Here is a 22,779-nt window from a genome sequence, read left to right on the forward strand (position 1 = left end):
TTTAGTGAGTAAACAACGTTGGTTGGAAAAACACACCTTAGAGTGTGAACGAAAGGAATCACAATGAGCAGCACTTTAGAGTCCGTACACATTGGAACAGATAAGCCTAAAGCCAGTGAGGATGAACTCACTTATGAACAACAACATAAACCAAGCTCGGAGTTTGAGTCTCGAGAACAATATTTAGAGCACGAGTTGCAAATCATGGCGCCTAAACGTTGGCGTCCCAATTTGCCGTTTAAAGATTATCGCTTCGAGGTAGAAGACACCATTCCTGCGATGGCCGCGACCATTGGTAAAGTCGTTATGGTGGGAGCCATCGCAGCAACCTTTGCCGGAGCGCTAGGGCTGAATGAAGGCTTTATTTTAGAAAATGTTCGTTATGAACTGCTCATCGCCTCTGTTTTCATTATTCTTTTCTCAGGCTTTCTACTGCCGACCGCAAACCTCGCGGGTACACACGGCCCACTCATTCCATTAATTCCTATCGTCGTTGCAGCAGGCGGGCACCCAATGGCCTTTGGTCTGCTGATTGGTGCTTTTGGCATACTGTTAGCCATCAGTAAAGGTGGTAGTATGCTGGCAAACCTCACCAGTAAAGGCGTGTGTGGCGGCTTATTACTCTACCTTGGCTTTGTTGGAACCGTCTCTCAAGTGAAAAAACTATTCGCTTGGGCAGAGGGAATAGGCATGAGCCACATCGCTTTTGTCGTGATCTTTTGCACCATTATTTTATATGCATTACTGGAACATTTTCGTAAGCGTTGGCTAGCTGTCCCTCTTAGTTGTTTGCTAGGAGGTACTTTAGCTTTTGCCATGGGCGCGCCGTTTTCTTTTCAAACTGAGCCGGGCTTACCCAATATGAACCCTATGTATTGGTGGGGGGAAGATACGGGATGGATGCTAGGTTTACCGACGATTGAACATTTCATGGTGGTACTGCCTTTTGCTATTTTGGCCGTAGCCATGTGGTCGCCAGATTTTTTAGGGCACCAAGTGTTCCAAAAAATCAGCTATCCAGAACGTACAGAAAAAGTACATATGAACATCGACGATACGATGACCACAGCTTCCATTCGTCAGACGTTCGGCTCTTTGCTCGGTGGAACTAACTTTACGTCTTCGTGGGGGACTTACATCGTTCCGGCGGCTATCGCTAAACGTCCCATTCCTGCCGGCGCGTTACTAACGGCACTGTTCTGTATCATCGCTGCTGTTTGGGGTTACCCAATGGATTTAGCGATCTGGCAACCTGTACTTTGTGTTGCGCTTATTGTTGGGGTATTTGTTCCTTTGCTAGAAGCTGGAATGGAAATGACACGTGAAGGGAAAACCACACAATCTGCGGCGATTGTTGTATTTTCTTCAGCGCTCGTTAACCCTGCATTTGGTTGGTCGCTCACTATGCTGTTAGATAACTTAGGCTTAGTCGGCTGTAAAGAACGTAGTGGGGAACTCAGTAAAATGAGCCGTTGGGTGTTGCCTGGCATTATGTTTGTTGTGCTAACAAGCGTAATGGCGCTGGTTGGTCTATTACCGGGAATTCCAGCGATTATCCCAAGTTTTCGTTAGATAGGTTCGTAGTACGATTTATGGTTTGAAGAACCTTTTTCTAACTTGATAGAAACGGTTTAGTTCTGTTGATCTAAACCGTTTTTGTCCCACTATGAGTTGCTCATAATTACGAGCATTTATCAACGTCTGACTTTCGCATTTATTTTTAGGTATAAAATGGAAAAGAAAGATCTAACCTCTTCGATTCTCGGTAGTGGTGCTGAAACTCGTAGATAAGATACTTACTATGACCATATAGAGGCAAATGCGGCATCAGAAGATTTTGGTTTAGGCTCAGCTTCATCGATGGAAAAGCGAATAGGGATGTTGAAAGCTGAACCGAAACCGATAGCGTCCCCTCTAGGTAAACCAGAAATTTCACTAAGAGTATGTTCGTTACCATTTTCTATCGCATGTCTAAGTGCATTGATGTCCCGCTCATTAGTTAAACGCAAAGAAATCCAATTTGAACACATGGCAAGAACTGTAGAAGATAGCTCTGACGGCCTCTGCGTACTCACCAGTAAAGAGCAGTTAAATTTACGCCCTTCTTTTGCAAGTCTTTCGTATGCTTTAAGTTGAGTACCTTCCTCCGAAAAAGGGTCTCTAAGGTAATGATGTGCTTCCTCTAAAAGAAGCATTGTTGGATAATTTTGATCTTGGCCTCGTTTAAACAATACATCTGAGTACATTTCTAAAAGTGAACCTAAAATCATTGGGGCATGATCGTCTGCAATATTTTTCAAATTAATGATATGAACGTCCCAATCTTGCAGTTCCCCCGATTTTTTACCAAAAATATAGTCGACTTCTTTTTCAATTTCTTCGTCCCACATGATCGCAGGGTTATTGATAGCTTGGCCACCAGATAGATTAACTACATTGTTAAAGCGAGGGTCGTCTACAAGTTGTTGGATAATCTTAACTAATGGCAAGACGTTGCCATAACTAAAAGCATCCCTTTTACTTGTACCGTTGGGCGTGAAAGCTTGGCAGCCAAACTCTGCAACAAGGTTAGCTAGCGCCTTAAAAGGAGGCCATGTTGGAAAATACCCAAGTGAGTTGCTTCTTAGTTTTCTCAACCATTGACTTAATTGTTCTTGTCCATCTTGCCGACAATCATCAACCAATTCGAACCAATTTGGAGTTGTAGAAGGCGGTATGGTCTCTCCTGTAAGTATATTACCATTGTTGCCTGCACAGACCATATGAAGTGATTTCAAGGCATTTCGTAATGCAGGTAATTGTGTTTTATCGCTCGGTCTTAGTAGCTTGATTAAGCCTGCATAACCAAATGCCTGATAAGGAATTTGGTGATAGAAAGGGTGCTTACCATCAAAAACCTCGGGGGGCGGAGGTGGTACGACTATAGGCGGGAATACTTTAGCAGCAAAACCGCTACCTAAGATCGTCTCTTTCACTCGTGTTTGTCCAATAAAAGCATCGGCATATTCGCCATTGATATCGAATATAACGAGTCTAGAGCTTTTAAATTTCTCACGAATTCTTTGTGACAATAAAGCATTGAAATTTGATTTTCCATAGCCCGTGCTGCCTAGGACAGCAAGGTGTCTTGATAGTAGAGAATTGAGGCCTGCATTAATCTTGGTTGTTTTAGTTCTAGAATCTCGTCCGAGTTCAATCGCTGAATCTTTTTCGTCTGCATTTACGCCGTAAATAGTTTCTAAATAGTCGCTCGATAGTGGGATAGCTTTCGCTCCTAATGTTGGTAACTTCCAACTCTCGGAGATAAATTGTCGACTTTCACCATTCTGATATACATAACCGATTGAATATGCAATTAACTGTCTTAAAGGGGTGTCCGTTATATTCATTGTACCGACATTAGAAGAGTGGGCTTTGTCTGGGTCAACAAATGCCATGTCTGTAACTCTGGCAATCACAAGATTAGTACCTGCATCTAATCCAATTAAATCACCTGGCTGAGAAACTGAACTTATACCGCGTCGGTGAGATGCTAATTGACCTTTATGTCCTTCCAGTAAGTTAACGCGAATTTTCGTTCCCTCAAGAGCAACTACATACCCAATAGAATCAATAGTCTCAATGCTCATATCTGATTTCCACTTTGAACTAAATCATTAATCGCAGCTACAAGATCTTGCGTTGAAGTATCTCTAGGGAATAAAACTGGTTTCGGGATATATTTAACAAATGAATCGAAGTAAGCAGATGAGCCTCCACCAACAATTGTAATTTGATTCAATGACAGTGATTTGAGCTTTTTAATACACTTTTGAGATTCGCTTAAACCTTCGGCATCTACCGAGATTTTATCAAGTTCAGGATAAAAAATAACAATATGTAAAGATGGGTTTAGTAGTGCGCCTAGAATTATCCGATTGATATGGTAATCACCAAAACCATATCCGTTGATGATGATAGCTGTTTGAGGCTTTGATAAGAACTCACTAAACCGACGAAACATCTCGCCATATACAAAGCCGATTGTATGGTGGTACTTATTCGCACCTGGATAAATTAAGAATTGCTTGTCATAAACAGGCTCTCCATTTAGCAATGGATCAATATAGCGATTTTTAGCCAGAGCAGAGGGGATTTCTTTAATGTCACTGTTATGCTCTTGAATCCATGACAATGAGCCATGTAATTTATGCAAATAAGCATGATAGTGTCCAAATCTGGCTTCACCTTTTGCATTAACGTTTCTGAAGCTCAAATCAAAATTTTGGGGTTGGAAAGTTCTCGTATGAAGTCCAGAGAAACCATTAACAAGTTGGATGCCTATTTCTTCGGCTGCCCATTCTAATGACAGATCATAGTTGGTGGTGAAAAGCATCGGAGCTGCTTGACCTGGCTGACGATTTGAAATTAATTTTTCAAGCAGTTCTCTGTGATATTTGAACTTGTCTTGAGACCCTAATTTCTCGTCACCAAAAGATTCTTGCTTTACCAGTAGTGCAGCTTTAGTTACTGATTGATATAAACAAAGGAGGATTTTCTGAAGCTTGCCCACTGGTTGGGACTCAAAATCTGTTTCGATGTTTAATGGTGTTGTCTTTTTGTATACCGATAAATATTGAGTTACTTGATCTAAAAGTTGCTCAACATTAACATCTTTATTATTAATATTTTCTTGAGTTATGAGATTAAAAGTAAGTAATTCATCGAGTAGATCAGGCGAACAGTTTATTGCATCAAGCCATACTCCTTCCATTGTCATTCCGCCACATCCTACGGATGCACCAGCACCAAGAAGAACACCAATATTTTCTAATTGGCATAAAGAGCCTAGATGACTTTGAAAGTCATCCTCAGAAATTGCAATACCGCCTTGATAGATAAAGTTACTCATTTGATTATTCTCAAATAAAAACACACTGAGAATATTGTGCAACTTTATGTGTATAAAAACAATAAATCACGTAGTCAAATGAACTGAGGAAAGACAAGTATCTTATTGAACTCTCTACAAGTGAGTGAAGTGGTTGTCCTAACTCGCTTTTGTCCAAACGAGCCAATGATTCTTCATTTCAACTCAGTTACTAAAATATCCGAACAAACAAAAAGGGGCCACATGAGCCCCTTTCTTTATTGGATGTAAAGCCGTTACCCTAAGCTTTCTGTTACTACTGGTTTGGTATTGCGTTTGGCAATCCAGTAAGCAACGCCGCCCCAAAGTACGGTCAGTACCCAAAGAGCGGTCCAGTGTTTAGCGACTTGTTGCCACGTTGCGCCCATTTGGTTGAGTGCTAAAAAGCCTTTGATTGCCCACGTGCTCGGGCTTAAATCGGCAAACCAAAGTAGTGGGGCGGGGATCGACTCAACTGGCCAAATAAAGCCTGCCAAGAAGATTAATGGCATTGAGCTAACCAGCACGACCAGTGTCACCAACTCGCGTCTTGGTAGCAAGTACCCGAGCCATAAACCTAAACCACAACAACCAAGCAAGAATGGCAACAGCAAGGTCAGTAGCTCACCTGCGTTGGCAATGTGGTTGACGTTCAAGCGCTCGAAGCTAAAGCCAAAATAGTAAGCGCTAAGCAGGTAGTAAATAGCAACGAAGACCACGGTTCTGGCGAACAGCAAAGCGCCCGTTGGTACTTGCGACCAATAACCGCGACCATGGCGTTGAGTACCGGTCTGCAAACCAATTGCCATGATCAGTGTTTGCTGAAGAATCAACACAAACACCGCTGGCACCACGTATTCGATGTAGCCCATGGTTGGATTGAAGGTTGGCTTCATGTTCAGCTTAATGGCGGAGTAATCATGGCTAGCCATACTTAGTGGCACACCATCAATCACCATCTTGCTCACTTTTACTTCTGCGCCAAGAGTTCCCCCTGCGGTGGCAAGGCCTTCTACCACGGTGCCGTAGACCAAGAAGTAGGAAGCATCAGCCGCATAAGCCAGAGTAGGACTGCTGCTAAGCATCAAGTCTTTATAGAAGTGTTCTGGAATCACCAAGAAACCCGTGATCTCTCGGTCTAAGAACGCTTGTTTCGCGTCAGCAATGGTGTGTAGGCGTGTCACAACTTTAACTTGTGGCGTCGCATCGACCATACGCTCAAGCTTCAAGCTGGTTTGGCTTCCATCGAGATTCACGATCGCTATCGGCTGTTCTCTTGGCGTTTGTTGCGCGTACGGAAGTGGGTATAAGAACGAGTAAAACACTACGCCACCAAAGACAGTAAGTACCACGACAGGATTGGTCATCACTGAGCGAAACTCGGTTTTAATCAATTGCCATAAGTTCATATTGCCCCCTGCTTACCATCAGCACCAGTTGCGCTATTGAGTAAGGCGGTATTACGATGTTTTGCCATCAAAGCCGCCGTCATCAATAACGGAGTAACGTACCCAGCCATCGGCCATAGGGAGCCGATAGATTGCGCTACACTAGCGCCGTAATTTGCTTGATCCACTTGTACTTCAATGTAATGAGTGATCGGTAGTAGACTTCGCCATGCTTGCGCTAATGTGTTCATGTCTGAAACTGGGAAGGTGATTCCCATGAATGCAAAGCTCGGTGCGGTAAATGCGCCAGCAAAGCTCATCGCGCGTGCTGGGTCCATGGATAGGAAGAAGAACAATGCCCCCATGATGATGCATGCAATGGTCGTTACGAATTGCGCGAATAACATTGCCAGATAACTCCCTTCCATCGGCCAATCAAGCACTACATAAAACCAAACTAAGAACAGCGCGCCTTGTGCCATAAATACAGGAATGTACTGGCTCAGAATTTTGCTTAGTCGAGTGAAAGGACGTTCGCCTAAGAACGCGAAGCTGTTATGGCCATTACCATATAAACGGAAATGCGCCGCGAGGATCAAAATGGTGCTGACCACGACACAGATTTGCCAGATAGCAGGCACAATCGCGGTTACCAAGAACTGAGCGTAGTTAGTGTTGCGGTTAAACAAGGCTGTAATCTGAGTCGAAATTGGCACGGCTTGACCAATGGCGGCTAACGTTGTGGTATTGCCTTTCGCTAGATTACCCATGGCTTCAAGCTGAGCATCAAAATACCCTTGAGATTGCGCGACCGCGGAGTTTATCAACTTCGCAACCAAAATGTATTGGCTGTTGAAAAAGACGGAGAGCTGCGGTTGGCGATGCAAAAGAATGTCTTGATCAAACTGAGGTGGAATCACTGCATAGGCATAGATATCACCTTCAATCATCGCGTTTTTGGCCTCTGTTGAACTGACGTAGTGGTAATCAACAGAAAGGGTGGATGAGGCGTCAAGAGATTGAATCATCTTGCGTGACAACTGTGAGTGCTGTAAATCGACCACGCCAATAGGAAGATCTCTGGCAATGCCAGCAGAGAATACCCCCCAAATACTGATTGCCAATAAGATCGGCACCCAAGTAAGGCAAGACAGCAACCACTTATCGCGCCTTAGGACCTGTCGTTGTGAGATTTGAATCGTCATAGTACTAAACCAACGCGATTACAGGTCAACCACGACGCTCATGCCCATTCGAAGCTCAGGCTCTGGCTGGGTAGGGCGAGCTTCGACTTCAAATGTACGAAGATCAAAACCTTTTGATGCATCTGTGGCGCGCCACGTCGCGAAGTCACCCATAACGGCAACGTGCGTTACTTTAAACTCAACGTCTTTATCAAGGGCAGGCAGATAAGCTTCGAACGTAGTACCTTTGGTAAAGTGTTTGAGCAAATCTTCACGTACGTTAAGGGTTGCCCATGAGTCTTGCGTATCGATAACCGTCACAACCGGGAAACCTTGAGGAGACAGCTCACCACTTTGCAGTAGTACTTGAGAGACTTCACCATCAAACCAGCTGAAGATTTGTGTGTCTTTCGCGTAGGCTTCTACTTCGGCAACAGCACCAGCTGCCATACGAGCTTTTTCTGCTGCTGCGACTTTGGTTTCGCTACGCGCGCCTTCTTTTGCCATGTTGTACATTTGGAACGCTGCGCTCTCGGTGTACTTAGAAGCTTGCCACTGAGTCAGCGCCTCATCGCGTTTTTGTTCTGCGACAACGCCATCTTTGTAGAGGTTATTTACGCGCTGGTAAGTTTTTTCCATCAAATTAGCAGCCGCTTGTGCTTTCAACCACTGGTCTTTTGCTGCTTGAATTTGCTGCTCACGCGCGCCTTTTTCTGCTTCTAACGCCAACGCGCCAGCGGCTTTTTCACCCGCTTTTGCTTGTTCTAGCTTTGCTTCGATTTCTGGGCTGTGAAGGGTAAAGATCAACTGACCTTTTTCGACATCATCGCCTTTGCGCACCATGACTTCATCAATACGTCCTGGCACTTTAGAAGAGATGCTGTATTGCTGCGCCTCTATCAAACCTTGCAAGCGAGCGGGTTCCGGTTGATACGCTTGGTAGAACTGGTAACCAACCCAAGAAGCGACACCCAAAGCGCAAATAGATAGTAGAGCGGGTTTTAGAGATTTTGCTGCCATGACTTATTTTGCCTCTTTGGATGTTGATGCTGGAACGTAAGCAGTATGTTGGTATTGAGCGAAGCTGTTCGTTTCGCTACTTAGTGCTAATAGTTTGGTCAAAGAAATTAGATAGCGGAAACGCGCCGCAGATTGCTGTGTTTCTACGCTGGCGACATACAGTTGCGCGTCGACCACATCCAAAGATGAAGATAAGCCCTGAGTGAAGGCTTTTTCGCGTAAGCGTAGGTTCTCGTCTGCAAGGGCGATACTGGATTCTAAACCTTGGACCTCATCAATGGCTTGCTGCGCCTCTAGGTAGGTTTTCTGTACCAGAAGCGACAAGTCTTGCTTGGCTTGTGACTTTAGTGCATCCACTTGCGTGACCATACTTTGCGCTGCTTTCACTTTTTCACTGCGACCGGTGGATTCAATCAGAGGAATATTCACGCCGACGCCAACTAACCAATCGGGCTTAATTTGGCTGGCAAGTGAGTCGTCTTCATACAGGTTGTAATCACCGTACAAATAGACTTCTGGATAGTATTTGCCTTTCTCGGCTTTTATCAGGCTCGATGCTTGTTTGTGTTTCGCATTTAATAAATCCAAGCCAGGGTAGGTCAATAGAGTTTGATCGACAAAAGCATTCAATGGAGGAAGGTTGTCATTGATGAAGAGGGATTCTGATGGCTCTACCGAATCATTTTGCGCCAAGATTTTGCCAAGAGCAGCTTGGGCAATACTTAAATCGCTGGCCGCTTTACGAGTTTCTACTTTCGCTTTGTCTAGTGATGCTTCTGCTTGAAGGCGTTCAACTCTTGCAATCTGGCCTTGCTCTTCCATCTTAATTGCAAAATCACGGTGTTTGGTTAAGCCTTTTTCGACGGCTTGGCGAGTCGCCAGCACTTCTTTCGCTAATACAACCGAGAAGTAGTATTTAGAGAGATCTTCAAAACGCGCCTGTTGCTCCATCGCGAGCTGGCTTTTTGCTTCGTCTGTTTTACCTTCTGCTGCTGATTGAGCAGCATTAATGCGACCACCGGTAAAGATTGGCCAGATAGCACGAATCGAAGAGGAGAAGATGTCACGCTCAGTGATCGTTGAAGTAGTATTCGCAAGTGCACTAAAGATAGGTTGAAAGACTGGTGGCACACTGATTTGTTGCCCAGTACTGTCGAATAACTGCTGACCCGAGACAGTTACGTCAGTGTCTAAGCGCGTGTAATTCGCTCCGATGCTGACTTGTGGAAGATTAAGGTTGTCTGTCGCACTTTGTTGGTATTCGTAACTTTCAACGTTCGCACGCTGTGCTTTTAGTGAATAGTTGTTTTCTAACAACAATTTCCATGCGTCATCAAATGTGATGGGAGCCGATTGACAGGCAAGAGAAATTGAGCTGCTGAGAAGGCCCAAGATCCAGAACTTTCCGGTTTGTTTCATAGTGGCTGCTTTGCTTTAGAGTATTAGCTCTAATATAAAGTATTCATTCGAAAGTGTTAAGTGATTGGCGAAAAGAATTGTTGGAGAAATGTTGCGCTCAATTGAGTGTAGACCACTTGAGCGCAGCTGTGTTGTTTTTTATTTCATGGAAGGGCAGTGAAACTCTGCTCTCCACTCAAGTTGGCGAGAACCTCGCATTGTATTCAGCAGGTCTTTACCACTCATCTGTGGGAACGATAGCAGCACCTTAAGATCTGGGGAGCTGGCATCACTCTTTTCGTAAGCTCTGACGTGAGTAAACGTTGAATACATATTCTCTGACAGCATAGCCTTATTCAGGCAAATTCCAAATGTATCGCGTTCCATGTTTAGGTGTTCCTTCTAACTATAAAAGCGCCTCTGTTTATAGTTATTGCAGTGGCAGATGGTGTCTAAGTGATTGTCTTAACGTCAGTATTTGTATTTTTATCAATGTGTCTTCAAATTTTCTGACGCAAGTGTTGAGCGTTAAATAGACTTCCAGTTGGCTGCTTTCTTTTGCCGAAGCTCTCTCTGGCTTCTTGACTAAAAATTATACGATGGAAAGTCTCAAAACGCCTCAAAAACCGATAAATTTGATGTGATCGTGTTCAAGATTTAGATGGCAATTTATGTATGGTGTTGAATAAATAACAACATTATTTGGCTGGCGATTTGATTGCTTTTTTATATTTCGTTTCGCTTATCAATGATGGATCGTGTACGTGACATAAGCATGAACCTGATGATTTTAAAGCGTCAAATGTTGTCACTGTTGCAGCGTTGTTAATTCGTACTCCCTTTTGTCTTTATCTCTACTTATTTCGACTTAACTCTTTGCGAGAAAGGCATTCTGATTTTTATTAATGCAATAAAATCATGTTAAAAATGCAAACGATTCATTTTACTCATGCGCATAAATCAATAATATTTTTGAGGTTATTAGAGGATCTGACTGGTTCTCATATCAAAAATGCTTGTGATGAGTAAATCCTTTTTGCAGGTACGTTTCATATGAGAATTAATCTGTTAAAGGAAACTATTTATGGCTCAGTTAGTCGATGAAATCGTATTTCAGTCAGGGGGCAAACTCAGCAATCGCATCGTGATGGCACCGATGACGATTCAGTCCGCTTTTTTTGATGGCGGGGTGACTCAAGAGATGATCAATTACTACGCCGCTCGCTCAGGTGATGCTGGCGCAATTATTGTTGAAAGTGCTTTCGTTGAGAATTACGGTCGTGCTTTCCCTGGTGCTTTGGGGATTGATACTGATAGCAAAATAGCAGGTTTGAAAAAGCTCGCCACCGCGATTAAAGCGAAAGGTTCCAAAGCCATTCTTCAAATCTACCATGCCGGTCGTATGGCTAACCCTGAATACAACGGTGGTCATCATCCTATTTCGGCAAGTCCTGTCGCTGCACTTCGCGATAATGCGGAAACACCTTTAGAAATGACAAAAGAGCAAGTCGAAGCCATGATTGAAAGCTTCGGTAATGCAGTCAATCGTGCCATCCTCGCTGGTTTTGACGGTGTTGAAATTCACGGCGCAAATACTTACCTGATCCAACAATTCTTCTCACCACATTCAAATCGTCGACGCGACAAATGGGGTGGTAACATTGAGAAGCGCACCAGATTCCCTCTTGCGATTTTAGATAAAACGAAACAAGTCGCGTCATCTCATGATAAGTCGGATTTTATTATCGGTTACCGATTCTCGCCAGAAGAGATCGAGCAACCGGGCATTCGCTTTGAAGACACAATGTTCCTATTGGATAAGTTGGCGAGTTCAGGCTTAGATTACTTCCATTTCTCGATGGGCAGTTGGGCACGTAACTCAATTGTTACTCCAGAAGATCAAGAGTTACTTATCGACAAGTATCGTCAACTTCAATCTGATGCCGTAGCAAAAGTGCCTGTCATTGGTGTTGGTGGTATCGCTCAACGTGCAGATGCGGACAGTGCATTGGCACAAGGTTATGACATGGTCAGTGTTGGTAAAGGCTATTTGGTAGAACCAACATGGGCAGGTAAGGTGCTGGATAACGAAACTTGCGCTGAGTTTGCTGATATTGCTCAGCAAGAAGCATTGCAGATCCCAACACCGCTTTGGGAAATCATGGATTACATGATTGTTGATAGTGCAGCCGAAGCGCTAAAACACCAACGTATTAAAGAGCTCCAAAACATTCCGATTAAATTCAATTCGGGCGAGTACACGGCATATGGGCGCGGTCACAATGGTGACTTACCAGTAACGGTTACCTTCTCTGAGGATAAAATATTAGAGATTTTTGTCGATTCATCTAAAGAGTCTGATGGTATTGCAAACCCTGCTTTTGAGCGTATTCCGCAGCAGATCCTTGACGGACAAACACTGAATATCGATGTTATTTCAGGTGCGACAGTCAGCAGCCAAGCGGTTCTTGATGGCGTGTCAAATGCGGTTGATTTGGCTGGTGGCAACTCAGAAGCATTGCGTTGTAAAGCGAAGGAAGCGGTTGAATGGTCATCAAAAACCATCGAAGAAACCGTTGATATTGTGGTTGTTGGCGGCGGTGGTGCTGGTTTGAGTGCAACGCTGACAGCGCTTGATAAGGGTAAGTCAGTTATTTTGCTTGAGAAGTTCCCTGCGATTGGTGGTAACACTGTTCGAACGGGTGGTTGGGTTAATGCTGCAGAACCTGAATGGCAAAATGACTTTGCTGCGCTTCCGGGTGAGAAAGAGACGCTAATGTTGCTGGCGAAAACGCCAGAGTCAGAATTTGTGGATGAGTACCTTGCTGATTTCAAAGTGCTGAAATCACAACTCGATAACTACTTCACTGACCTAGAAAGTGGCAAACAGTACTTGTTTGATTCGGTAGAGTTACATCGCATCCAAACTTACCTTGGTGGTAAACGCACTGATTTAAATGGTGAGTCTATCCATGGTCAGTATGACTTGGTTGAAACGCTGACTTCTCGTTCTATGGAATCCATCGATTGGTTGAGTGAAAAGGGCATCGACTTTGACCGCAGTGTCGTGGAAATTCCAGTCGGGGCGTTGTGGCGTCGAGCACACAAACCAAAACGTCCAAAGGGCGTTGAGTTTGTCGATAAACTGTCAAAACGTATTCAAGACCAAAACGGGCGCATTATTACTGATACGCGGGCTACCGATCTGATTGTAGAAGATGGCAAAGTCGTTGGTATCAAAGCGGTTCAAGCGAACGGCACTAAGCTTGTACTGCGCGTAAATCATGGTGTTGTTCTGGCTTCAGGTGGTTTTGGTGCAAACACTCAAATGATCAAAAAGTACAACTCATACTGGAAAGAAATCGCGGACGATATCAAAACCACCAACTCACCAGCGCTTGTCGGTGATGGTATTGAAATCGGTGAAAAGGCCGGTGCAGAACTTGTAGGCATGGGATTTGTGCAGTTAATGCCGATCGGTGACCCTAAGTCGGGTGCTTTGCTTACGGGGCTGATTGTTCCGCCAGAGAACTTTGTGTTTGTTAACCAACAAGGTAAGCGCTTTGTTGACGAGTGCGGAAGTCGCGACGTGCTTTCGGATGCCTTTTTCGATAATGGTGGCCTTATCTACATGATTGCCGACGAAAATATTCGTCAAACCGCGGCGAACACATCGGATGAAACCATTGAGCGAGAAATTAAAGAAGGCATTATTGTTCAAGCCGATACGCTAGAAGAGCTGGCTGAGAAGATTAATGTGCCAGTTGCTGATTTGACCAATACGATTGCACAGTACAATGTCTGTGTAGAGCAGGGGCATGATCCTGAGTTTCATAAGAGTGCGTTTGGTTTGAAAGTGGCGCAAGCCCCGTTTTATGCCACACCTCGCCAACCATCGGTTCACCATACGATGGGCGGCTTGAAAATCGATACTAAAGCGCGCGTTATCGGTAAAGATGGCAACATCATCGAAGGCTTGTACGCTGCGGGAGAAGTTACGGGTGGCATCCATGCGGGTAACCGTCTGGGCGGGAATGCCTTGATCGACATCTTCACCTACGGCCGAATCGCAGGTGAAAGTGCATCTGACCTTGTTTAATCGTCATTAAGTTAAGAAGTACCAGTTAAGAGGGGAGCGATGCTTCCCTCTTTCTTCACATTGGACATTCCGGATCTTCAGATGAGCATAAAGAAATACAGCGCACGATTTCCGATGATGGGCACATTCATCGACCTTGTCGTTTACCACGCCAATGGTGAAAAGCTGATAAAAGAAGCTTATTTTCAGCTAGAGCAATACGCTCAACGTTTTACGGTGAATCAACCAGATTCGGAACTGATGCGCGTTAATCAAAACGCAGGTATTGCTCCCGTTTGTGTTCAACCGGACCTTTTTGCCCTGATTAAACTGGCAAAATTGGTCAGTGAAGACCGACATCATCCTTTCAACATTGCGATTGGTCCTCTTGTGAAAGCGTGGCGAATTGGATTTAAAGATGCCAAGGTTCCGAGCCGTGAAGAGATTGAAACAAAGCTTAAATTGGTTGACCCTAGCCAAGTCATCCTTGATGAGCACCAATGCTCTGTTTATTTAAACCACGTCGGTATGGAGATAGATTTGGGTGCCATTGCTAAAGGATATTTCGCCGATCAGGTTAAACGAGAGTTAGTCTCTGCTGGCGTAGAAAATGGTTTTATTAGTTTGGGGGGGAACGTATTAACGATTGGTCAATCACCAACTAATACGAATCAAGCATGGAATGTTGGCATTCAGAATCCGTTAGGGGAACGTGGTGATGTGATTCGCGTTGTTCCACTTAAAGGGATGTCGATGGTCACTTCTGGGATCAATGAGCGCTTTTTTCAGAGCAATGGGCAACGTTACCATCATTTGTTGGACGCAAAAACGGGAATGCCGATTGAGACTGATATCGCTGGGCTTACGATTCTATCGGAGCATTCGGTCGATGGTGAAATATGGAGCACAGCAGGTTTTTTACCATCAATGCAAGAGTCTATGTCTTATTTAAATCAACAAGTTGGCATTGAAGCAGCGGCGGTTTCAAAGCTGGGTGAGGTTGTTGTTACCGAGGGACTAATCGATCGAAATGGCGGGATTTACCTGCGCTGAGGTTTATCGAAGCGAGACACGAAACAGAGGCAGAAAGTATACATTCTCCCCCTTGTTATCTCATGATTTTATTGAAGTCAGGTGATTAGTCATCGGCTCCACACTTCACGCATTCTTCATAAGTGCGTTCTTCTTCACTGATCACCACATAGCCACTGACACACTTGTCACACAGCGCGAGTTTTGGGTAAGCCAGTTTTTGCTTTTTGGCGCTCGTGTCGCCTTCAACAATGTAATATTTTCTCATGTTATTTTTTCATTTTAGAGCGAACCGTGTACTTTAACATGCCGCTAGTTAAGGGGAGCAAACGCAAAATAAAGCCGCTGATTCTGCTTTATAAGAACTTAACTCGTTCATCAAGGCATTCATCCGATCCCATTTCGAACTCGCGACATATCCAAGGCCGATTTTCATAAATAGAGCACATTAAACTGTCTCTATCTAACGCTGCGCACCAACCATCATCCAGTCGCATCATTGTCTCACCGCCATATTGATCACGTTCGATAAATTCTTCTGGAACGCCAGTATCTGAGATAATCATAACTTCAAGACGACAGCAGCATGCTTGGCAGTTTGAGCAAGAAACATTGGAGGATAACGGGTTTTTAGTGGGTATGTTCATGGATAGCTACAACTAGATCAATTGTGCATGATACCGTAAATGCTAGTTCAAATGACCTTTATTTTTTAGCTGGGGGCGCCTAGCTGAACCCTTTGGGCAGCATTTGTTGGTCATTTCTACTACGTTATCGATTTCTCATGTAGGCAAGCTACTCCGCAAAGTCTCTGTCTTGTATAAATACCCAACAATTCGCTGCAAAAATCAGCTCAAAGGTCAACAGACCCTAACTTTGTCAGCCAGAAAGTAACTTAAGTAGGAGAGTGGACGATCATATTCTCTTCCCTGGCGCCTAAAAACTGAGCACCAGCCAGCGAGATTATTTCCCTCGTTCACATATTTGTCATTTAGAGGGTACGCCTTTGTTAACTCAGTGTTAACGTAGGAGCGTCGTCACAGTGACGTGGTAGTTTGAGAGTCGATAAAGGATATATCAATGAGTTGGAGAACGATCAGCTTTCGCAAGCGCATGCTCATTATTATGACGCTGTCGGGTTTGATCGAACTTCTTATTCTTGTTGCCGCGGGCTTTACTTACCTTAAGTTCGACCAAGAACAAGAGATGGGTGAGAAAGCACTCGGTGTCGCGCGTTTCTTATCAACTTCTCATATTGTCCTTGAGATGATCGAATCAGAAAATTCTGACCCATATCAACAGCGCTTTCGTGAAATGACCGATGCGTTGGGTGCTGCATTTATTGTTATCGGCGATAAAAATGGTGTGCGTCTGATTCACCCCGTCGACGAACGTATCGGTAAACCAATGAAAGGCGGTGATAACCAAAGAGCGTTGGTGGAGGGGAAGTCCTATATCTCAACGGCTCAAGGTTCTCTAGGCTATTCCGTTCGTGGTAAAGCGGCGATTTTTGACCAGCAAGGCAACATCATTGGGGTGGTTTCTGTCGGTTATCTCTTAGAGCGTCTGCAAGATCGAATCGAGCCGTTTCTTGCTTTTCTAATTGTAATGGCATTGGTTGTGGTTGCAGCCAATGCCGTGGTCTCTAACTATGCGTCACGTAAGTTCCAACGAGCGATCATGGGCTTTGAGCCGGAAGAGATTGGTCGTTTATACGGTGAATTGGATGTGACTATGAGCACCATTAAAGAAGGGGTGCTCAGTGTTGATGCGCAAGGTGTATTACGCTCAATCAACCGTAGCGCATGCCAAATTCTAGGCATCGACCGAGAAGCCGCGCTCAACAAACCGTTGACCGATACGCTCCGAGATAGCGATTTGTATACGGTGTTAGAAACAGGACAAGAAGATCACGACATCGAGATCTTCCTCAATCACAAACGCTTGATCGCGAACCGTTCACCGATCTTTGTAGATGGAAAAATCGTCGGTGCAGTATCGAGCTTCCGTTTGCGTGATGAAATCAACGAACTCACCGAGCAACTTTCACAAACCAAAGAGTACGCGGATTTGCTTCGCTCACAAACGCATGAGCACAGAAACAAGCTCAATACCATTAGCGGCTTGGTTCAAATGGGTGAGCTAGAAGCGGTGCAGCAGCTTATTGGGCAAGAGACGGCACATTACCAAGCGATGATTGAGTTCTTGCGGGACACCATTAAAGATCCTCTTATCGCTGGCATGCTTTTAGGCAAGACAGAACGTGCACGGGAGCTTGGTTTGCAACTGGTGGTCGAAGAAGGCAGTCGCCTAGAACCGCTACCTGAATGGCTCAATGCCGAAGATTTGGTGACCATTCTTGGCAACCTAGTCGATAACGCATTTGACGCAACTTTGTCTGCTATTCGTGTTGAATCTGCGTTTGCATTAGAGCGTCGCAGTATTGATGTGTCGATCAGTGATTACGGAAACGAAGTGATTTTAGAGGTGGTCGACCAAGGTTGTGGGCTACCGGAAAACATTGAGCCACAAGAGCTCTTGAAAAAGGGCATTTCAACCAAGTCGCGTCAGAATCGAGGGGTAGGATTACACCTTGTGAATCAACTGGCGACGCGTTATCACGGTTATGTTGAGATGCTACCAAATACAGAACATGGAACGAGAATTACCGTGTATTTGCCTAAGGAAAAACAAGTATGAATACGGCAACGCGAGTCATGATCATCGAGGATGATATTGCCATTGCAGAACTTCACCATAAATATCTTAGCCAACTCTCCGGCTTGGAAGTAGTGGGCATTGCAACGACACGGATGGAAGCAGAAATGCAGCTAGAGATCCTTAAACCAGATTTGTTACTGATGGATGTTTATTTGCCAGACGGAACGGGTTTGGAGATTCTCAATACGCTGCGCTCAAACAATCAAACTTGTGACGTGATTTTAATTACCGCGGCGAGAGATGTAGATACGCTTCAACAAGCGATGCGTGGCGGGGTCGTTGATTATCTACTCAAACCTGTCATGTTCCTTAGATTAGAAGCGGCATTGCAAAAGTACATTTCTCAACGTCAACAACTGAACGTTGCAGAAAGCTTGGATCAGAACCTAGTCGATAAGATGCTTCAATCGAGTACGAGCGCAGATAGCACGCCACAACGATTACCAAAAGGGATTGATGGCGTAACTTTAGACAAGATTCGTGCTTTGTTTGTTGGAGAAGGCATGTTTACGGCGGACGAAGCAGGCGAACAGATCGGCGCCAGTCGCACGACGGCCAGACGTTATTTGGAATACTTGATTAGCTCAGGTGAGCTAGAAGCGGATTTGAACTACGGAAACGTAGGGCGACCAGAACGCAGTTATAAAAAAGTGATTCGATAGCTCGTACTGTTTACATGCAAGAACGGCGGCACGATTTCCCGCCGCTTTCATTTTTCTAAGAATTTGCCACTCCAGATCGGGGAGGTTTCTGATAGAACACTCGAGTGTTGTTCCGTCAAAATCAAACGCAACAAAAAACGCGCGACATGACAAATGTAGCCTATTGCACATTACTTATGTAATGGATTGCAAATCTGAACAATTATTCCTCAATTTAGAGTTTTTGCTTGAATTTTACCCAGTCAAAATGAGTTAGCTTTATTCCATTATATTCAATTGCTTATGTCGTATTGTGTAAATTATTTAAACGTTTGCACTACCAAGTGTTGATGTAAATCAAATAGTCGTAGACAATACGCCCCCGTGTCGGAAATCTCCTCCGTAGAGTGCAAGGTTGTACTCGAGAGACATAAGTGTCCTAAAAGACCGCCAGTTGTTGAATTTCAAACTATGGTTAAGGAGTTCAACCGTTGAGGTGGGTTTTAGGGCTATAGGCTTTACCTATCAACGTAATAGGTAAGACCAATTTTCTATTTTGGGGTGCCATTGATAGGGTTGGCTCAATCCTTTTAGCCGTATCCGGGCACACAATAAGTACCTCGTTTTTAAGGGAAAGATGATGGTAATACCAGAAAACAGCAGCATCGTTATTTTTGGTGCTTCAGGTGACCTTACATACCGTAAGTTAATTCCTGCTCTATACCACCTTTATGCGAACAAGCAGCTTCCAGAGAATTTTGCCATTCTAGGTGTAAGTCGTACTGAATACAGTGACGCGTCTTACCGCGAGAAGTTGAAAAAATCGCTTCAGGAAATGGAAAAGACAGAGCCAGAAACGCTTGATGCATTTATCAACCACCTGCATTACCAAGCAATCAATACTTCTGACACACAAGATTACAGCAAGTTGGCGGTTCGACTAGACCAACTCGCAGACGAATATCAATTCGAACAACGTAATACGCTTTTCTATCTTGCTACACCACCAAGCCTTTACAGCGTGATCCCTGCAAGCCTTGCAGCGCACGGTCTGAATAACGAGGATGATGGTTGGAAACGTCTGATCATTGAGAAACCTTTTGGTTACGATCTTGAATCAGCGCGTACGTTGGATAAAGAAATTCACGAGCACTTCCAAGAGCACCAAATCTACCGTATCGACCACTACCTAGGTAAAGAAACGGTTCAAAACCTTCTTGTACTTCGTTTCTCTAACGCTATGTTTGAGCCGTTGTGGAACCGTAACTTCATTGATTACGTTGAAATCACAGGCGCAGAATTCTTAGGCGTAGAAGAGCGTGGCGGTTACTACGATGGTTCTGGTGCAGTACGCGACATGTTCCAAAACCACTTGCTACAAGTATTGGCAATGGTTGGTATGGAGCCACCTGCACAAATCAATGCTGACGCGATGCGTGATGAAGTCGTGAAAGTGCTGCAGTGTCTTAAACCACTGGATGAAGACGCACTTCGCAACGATCTTGTATTAGGTCAGTACACGGCGTCTGAAGTTCGTGGTCAACAACTTCCTGGTTACCGTGAAGAGAACGGCGTAGCAGACGATTCTCGTACTGAGACTTACATCGGCCTGAAAGCTTACATCAACAACTGGCGTTGGAATGGCGTGCCTTTCTACGTACGTACAGGTAAGCGTCTACCGACTCGCGTTACTGAAGTGGTTATCCACTTTAAACAGACACCACACCCAGTGTTTGGTCAAAACGCACCAGAGAATAAGCTGATTATTCGTATTCAGCCAGACGAAGGCATTCAAATGAGCTTTGGTCTGAAAGAGCCGGGCGCAGGCTTTAAAGCGAAGGAAGTGAAAATGAACTTCCATTACGCTGATCTGCAAGAAACCCAAATGCTAACTGCTTATGAGCGTCTACTACTTGATGCCCTAAACGGTGATGCAACGCTATTTGCTCGTAGCGATGCGGTTGAAGCGTGTTGGAAATACGTGCAACCAATTCTAGATTTCAAGCAAGACCCACAAGCGCTATTCGGATACGCATGTGGTACATGGGGACCAAAAGAAGCGGACGACTTGCTACAGCGAGCTAACCGCGCATGGCGCTTCCCTTGTAAAAACCTAACAGATACGGACTACTGCGAACTATGATCAACCATAAGATCTACCAAACAGCAGAGCAGGTAGTAGAAAGCCTTGCTAACGACATGAAAGCGTTTAGCGAAATGGGCCGACCTGTTCACATCTCTCTTTCTGGCGGCAGCACACCTAAAATGCTGTTTAAGCTATTGGCAACAGAAGCTTACGCGACGTCAATTCAGTGGCAAAACCTACACTTCTGGTGGGGTGATGAGCGCTGTGTTGCTCCTGATGATGCAGAAAGCAACTACGGTGAAGCGAATGCACTACTATTTAGTCAAGTGAACATTCCAGCTGAGAACATCCACCGCATTCGTGGTGAAGACGAACCAGAAGCTGAAGCACAGCGCTTTGCGAAAGAGATGGCAGAAGTGATTCCAACTGAAAATGGCACTCCTGTGTTTGATTGGATCTTACTTGGTGTTGGCGCAGACGGTCATACCGCATCGCTGTTCCCAGGTCAGACAAACTACGATGATGAGAACCTATCAGTATTGGCTTCTCATCCTGAGTCTGGTCAGATTCGTGTCTCGAAAACGGCACGTGTACTAGAAGCAGCGAAGCGCATCAGTTACTTGGTACTTGGCGCTGGTAAAGCAGACATTATCGAAGAGATTAATAGCTCACCAGCACGCGTACTTCCATATCCGGCAGCGAAGATCCAAGCGAAAGCGGGTCTGACGGAATGGTATTTAGATTTAGACGCAGCGGCAAAAATCGCTTAATGCGGCCGCTGGTCGGATAAAAGACAATTGGAGAGAAACAATGAAAGGTGATATCGGTGTAATCGGCCTTGCTGTAATGGGTCAAAACCTTATCCTAAACATGAACGACCACGGCTTTAAAGTTGTGGCTCACAACCGTACTGCTGCTAAAGTAGACGAGTTCCTGGAAGGTCCAGCGAAAGGCACAAACATCATCGGTGCATACTCTCTAGAAGAACTAGTAGAGAAGCTAGAAACACCACGTAAAGTGATGCTTATGGTTCGTGCAGGTGACGTTGTTGACACGTTCATTGACAACCTAATTCCGCTTCTAGACGAAGGCGACATCATCATCGACGGTGGTAACACTAACTACCCAGATACAAACCGTCGCGTAGCACATTGCCGTGAGAAAGGCATTCACTTCATCGGTACTGGTGTATCTGGTGGTGAAGAAGGTGCGCGTTTTGGTCCTTCAATCATGCCTGGCGGCGCGGCTGAAGCTTGGGAAGCGGTTAAGCCAATCTTCCAAGGTATCTCTGCAAAAACTGACGCTGGCGAGCCATGTTGTGACTGGGTTGGTAACGACGGTGCTGGTCACTTCGTTAAGATGGTACACAACGGTATCGAATACGGCGACATGCAGCTTATCACTGAAGCTTACCAGTTCATGAAAGACGGTCTTGGTATGTCTGCAGACGAGATGCAAGCAGTATTCGCTGATTGGAACAAGACTGAGCTAGACAGCTACCTTGTTGAAATCACGGCTGACATCCTTGGCTACAAAGATGAAGATGGTGAGCCTCTAGTTGAGAAGATCCTAGACACAGCAGGCCAAAAAGGTACTGGTAAATGGACTGGTATCAACGCACTAGACCTAGGTATTCCACTAACGCTTATCTCTGAGTCTGTGTTCTCTCGTTGTCTATCTGCACTGAAAGACCAACGTGTTGAAGCTGAATCTCTATTCGGTAAGACAATCACTCCAGTTGAAGGCGACAAGCAAGAGTGGGTTGATGCACTACGTCAAGCGCTACTAGCTTCTAAGATCATCTCTTACGCTCAAGGCTTCATGCTAATGCGCGAAGCGTCTAACGAAAACGGTTGGGACCTAAACTACGGTAACGTAGCTCTAATGTGGCGTGGTGGTTGTATCATCCGTTCGGCATTCCTAGGCAACATCCGTGATGCGTACGAAGCGAACCCAGACATCGCATTCCTTGGTTCTGACGAGTACTTCAAAAACATCCTACAAGGCAGCCTAGCAGCATGGCGTAAAGTAGCAGCGAAATCTCTAGAGTCTGGTATCCCAATGCCATGTACGATTTCTGCGCTATCTTTCCTAGACGGTTACACAACAGCTCGTCTACCAGCGAACCTGCTTCAAGCTCAACGTGACTACTTCGGTGCTCACACTTACGAGCGTATTGACCGTCCACGTGGTGAATTCTTCCACACAAACTGGACTGGTACAGGCGGCGACACAGCGTCGACAACGTACGACGTTTAATCTGCAGTCAGTAAACGGATAAAAGCAAAAGGATGCCCAAGTGGCATCCTTTTTTATTACCTGTAATTCGTGAGAGAGATACTA

17 protein-coding genes are annotated in these 22,779 nt (G+C 44.9%); 8 read left to right on the forward strand and 9 right to left on the reverse strand.

The features are described 5' to 3' along the window. The first annotated feature begins 63 nt into the window (after positions 1-63). Complete coding sequence (locus tag L1076_RS17345) at positions 64-1,572, forward strand: DUF3360 domain-containing protein (protein ID WP_009704349.1); 1,509 nt, start codon at positions 64-66, stop codon at positions 1,570-1,572. Between the two features lie 227 nt (positions 1,573-1,799). Here the strand turns inward: L1076_RS17345 and herA are convergent, their stop codons facing one another. The 7 genes from herA to L1076_RS17380 form a co-directional block, all read right to left on the reverse strand. After that, positions 1,800-3,629: an anti-phage-associated helicase HerA gene (gene herA / locus L1076_RS17350; RefSeq protein ID WP_237304145.1), complete on the reverse strand. Its 1,830-nt coding sequence runs from the start codon at positions 3,627-3,629 to the stop codon at positions 1,800-1,802. Beyond that, a complete protein-coding gene (locus tag L1076_RS17355) occupies positions 3,626-4,891 on the reverse strand; it encodes an SIR2 family anti-phage-associated protein (RefSeq protein ID WP_237304146.1) in 1,266 nt (421 codons plus the stop codon). Before L1076_RS17355 ends, herA begins: the two co-directional genes overlap by 4 nt. Before the next feature lie 254 nt (positions 4,892-5,145). Beyond that, positions 5,146-6,297 (reverse strand): ABC transporter permease, encoded by a 1,152-nt coding sequence (locus L1076_RS17360; protein ID WP_237304147.1) that lies wholly within the window; start codon positions 6,295-6,297, stop codon positions 5,146-5,148. Next, positions 6,294-7,481 carry an ABC transporter permease gene (locus tag L1076_RS17365; RefSeq protein WP_237304148.1) on the reverse strand — a complete coding sequence of 396 codons (1,188 nt, stop codon included), beginning with the start codon at positions 7,479-7,481 and terminating at the stop codon, positions 6,294-6,296. Before L1076_RS17365 ends, L1076_RS17360 begins: the two co-directional genes overlap by 4 nt. Positions 7,482-7,499: 18 nt before the next feature. After that, a complete protein-coding gene (locus L1076_RS17370) occupies positions 7,500-8,480 on the reverse strand; it encodes a biotin/lipoyl-binding protein (RefSeq protein WP_038867507.1) in 981 nt (326 codons plus the stop codon). Positions 8,481-8,483: 3 nt separating this feature from the next. Then, positions 8,484-9,899, reverse strand: coding sequence for a TolC family protein (locus tag L1076_RS17375; RefSeq protein ID WP_237304149.1), 1,416 nt, complete (start codon positions 9,897-9,899; stop codon positions 8,484-8,486). A 138-nt stretch (positions 9,900-10,037) separates the two neighbouring features. Further along, positions 10,038-10,265 carry a hypothetical protein gene (locus L1076_RS17380; protein ID WP_038867509.1) on the reverse strand — a complete coding sequence of 76 codons (228 nt, stop codon included), beginning with the start codon at positions 10,263-10,265 and terminating at the stop codon, positions 10,038-10,040. A gap of 697 nt (positions 10,266-10,962) precedes the next feature. On the opposite strand from L1076_RS17380, the gene L1076_RS17385 reads away from it, so the two are divergent. After that, positions 10,963-13,977, forward strand: coding sequence for an NADH-dependent flavin oxidoreductase (locus tag L1076_RS17385; RefSeq protein WP_237304150.1), 3,015 nt, complete (start codon positions 10,963-10,965; stop codon positions 13,975-13,977). Between the two features lie 81 nt (positions 13,978-14,058). Beyond that, positions 14,059-15,009 (forward strand): FAD:protein FMN transferase, encoded by a 951-nt coding sequence (locus L1076_RS17390; protein WP_237304151.1) that lies wholly within the window; start codon positions 14,059-14,061, stop codon positions 15,007-15,009. Between the two features lie 85 nt (positions 15,010-15,094). Here the strand turns inward: L1076_RS17390 and L1076_RS17395 are convergent, their stop codons facing one another. Next, positions 15,095-15,256: a hypothetical protein gene (locus L1076_RS17395; protein WP_038867515.1), complete on the reverse strand. Its 162-nt coding sequence runs from the start codon at positions 15,254-15,256 to the stop codon at positions 15,095-15,097. 88 nt (positions 15,257-15,344) lie between these two features. After that, positions 15,345-15,635: a YkgJ family cysteine cluster protein gene (locus L1076_RS17400; RefSeq protein WP_082038283.1), complete on the reverse strand. Its 291-nt coding sequence runs from the start codon at positions 15,633-15,635 to the stop codon at positions 15,345-15,347. Positions 15,636-16,068: 433 nt separating this feature from the next. Here L1076_RS17400 and L1076_RS17405 point away from each other — a divergent pair, with 433 nt between their 5' ends. The 5 genes from L1076_RS17405 (at position 16,069) to gnd (ending at position 22,695) form a co-directional block, all read left to right on the forward strand. Then, complete coding sequence (locus tag L1076_RS17405; RefSeq protein WP_237304152.1) at positions 16,069-17,688, forward strand: sensor histidine kinase; 1,620 nt, start codon at positions 16,069-16,071, stop codon at positions 17,686-17,688. Further along, positions 17,685-18,371 (forward strand): response regulator, encoded by a 687-nt coding sequence (locus tag L1076_RS17410; RefSeq protein WP_237304153.1) that lies wholly within the window; start codon positions 17,685-17,687, stop codon positions 18,369-18,371. Before L1076_RS17405 ends, L1076_RS17410 begins: the two co-directional genes overlap by 4 nt. Before the next feature lie 619 nt (positions 18,372-18,990). After that, a complete protein-coding gene (gene zwf, locus L1076_RS17415) occupies positions 18,991-20,493 on the forward strand; it encodes a glucose-6-phosphate dehydrogenase (RefSeq protein ID WP_039974423.1) in 1,503 nt (500 codons plus the stop codon). Next, positions 20,490-21,206 carry a 6-phosphogluconolactonase gene (pgl, locus tag L1076_RS17420; protein ID WP_045421244.1) on the forward strand — a complete coding sequence of 239 codons (717 nt, stop codon included), beginning with the start codon at positions 20,490-20,492 and terminating at the stop codon, positions 21,204-21,206. Before zwf ends, pgl begins: the two co-directional genes overlap by 4 nt. Positions 21,207-21,246: 40 nt before the next feature. Beyond that, positions 21,247-22,695 carry a decarboxylating NADP(+)-dependent phosphogluconate dehydrogenase gene (gene gnd, locus L1076_RS17425; protein WP_005442184.1) on the forward strand — a complete coding sequence of 483 codons (1,449 nt, stop codon included), beginning with the start codon at positions 21,247-21,249 and terminating at the stop codon, positions 22,693-22,695. Positions 22,696-22,779: the final 84 nt, after the last annotated feature.

The sequence above is a fragment of the Vibrio sp. MMG023 genome, from assembly GCF_021654215.1.
Taxonomy (GTDB): Bacteria; Pseudomonadota; Gammaproteobacteria; order Enterobacterales; family Vibrionaceae; genus Vibrio; species Vibrio jasicida.

Coding starts and splice junctions, on each gene's coding strand:
- L1076_RS17345 (WP_009704349.1), top strand. CDS start 64: ATGAGCAGCACTTTAGAGTCCGTACACATTGGAACAGATAAGCCTAAA.
- herA (WP_237304145.1), bottom strand. CDS start 3,629: ATGAGCATTGAGACTATTGATTCTATTGGGTATGTAGTTGCTCTTGAG.
- L1076_RS17355 (WP_237304146.1), bottom strand. CDS start 4,891: ATGAGTAACTTTATCTATCAAGGCGGTATTGCAATTTCTGAGGATGAC.
- L1076_RS17360 (WP_237304147.1), bottom strand. CDS start 6,297: ATGAACTTATGGCAATTGATTAAAACCGAGTTTCGCTCAGTGATGACC.
- L1076_RS17365 (WP_237304148.1), bottom strand. CDS start 7,481: ATGACGATTCAAATCTCACAACGACAGGTCCTAAGGCGCGATAAGTGG.
- L1076_RS17370 (WP_038867507.1), bottom strand. CDS start 8,480: ATGGCAGCAAAATCTCTAAAACCCGCTCTACTATCTATTTGCGCTTTG.
- L1076_RS17375 (WP_237304149.1), bottom strand. CDS start 9,899: ATGAAACAAACCGGAAAGTTCTGGATCTTGGGCCTTCTCAGCAGCTCA.
- L1076_RS17380 (WP_038867509.1), bottom strand. CDS start 10,265: ATGGAACGCGATACATTTGGAATTTGCCTGAATAAGGCTATGCTGTCA.
- L1076_RS17385 (WP_237304150.1), top strand. CDS start 10,963: ATGGCTCAGTTAGTCGATGAAATCGTATTTCAGTCAGGGGGCAAACTC.
- L1076_RS17390 (WP_237304151.1), top strand. CDS start 14,059: ATGAGCATAAAGAAATACAGCGCACGATTTCCGATGATGGGCACATTC.
- L1076_RS17395 (WP_038867515.1), bottom strand. CDS start 15,256: ATGAGAAAATATTACATTGTTGAAGGCGACACGAGCGCCAAAAAGCAA.
- L1076_RS17400 (WP_082038283.1), bottom strand. CDS start 15,635: ATGAACATACCCACTAAAAACCCGTTATCCTCCAATGTTTCTTGCTCA.
- L1076_RS17405 (WP_237304152.1), top strand. CDS start 16,069: ATGAGTTGGAGAACGATCAGCTTTCGCAAGCGCATGCTCATTATTATG.
- L1076_RS17410 (WP_237304153.1), top strand. CDS start 17,685: ATGAATACGGCAACGCGAGTCATGATCATCGAGGATGATATTGCCATT.
- zwf (WP_039974423.1), top strand. CDS start 18,991: ATGGTAATACCAGAAAACAGCAGCATCGTTATTTTTGGTGCTTCAGGT.
- pgl (WP_045421244.1), top strand. CDS start 20,490: ATGATCAACCATAAGATCTACCAAACAGCAGAGCAGGTAGTAGAAAGC.
- gnd (WP_005442184.1), top strand. CDS start 21,247: ATGAAAGGTGATATCGGTGTAATCGGCCTTGCTGTAATGGGTCAAAAC.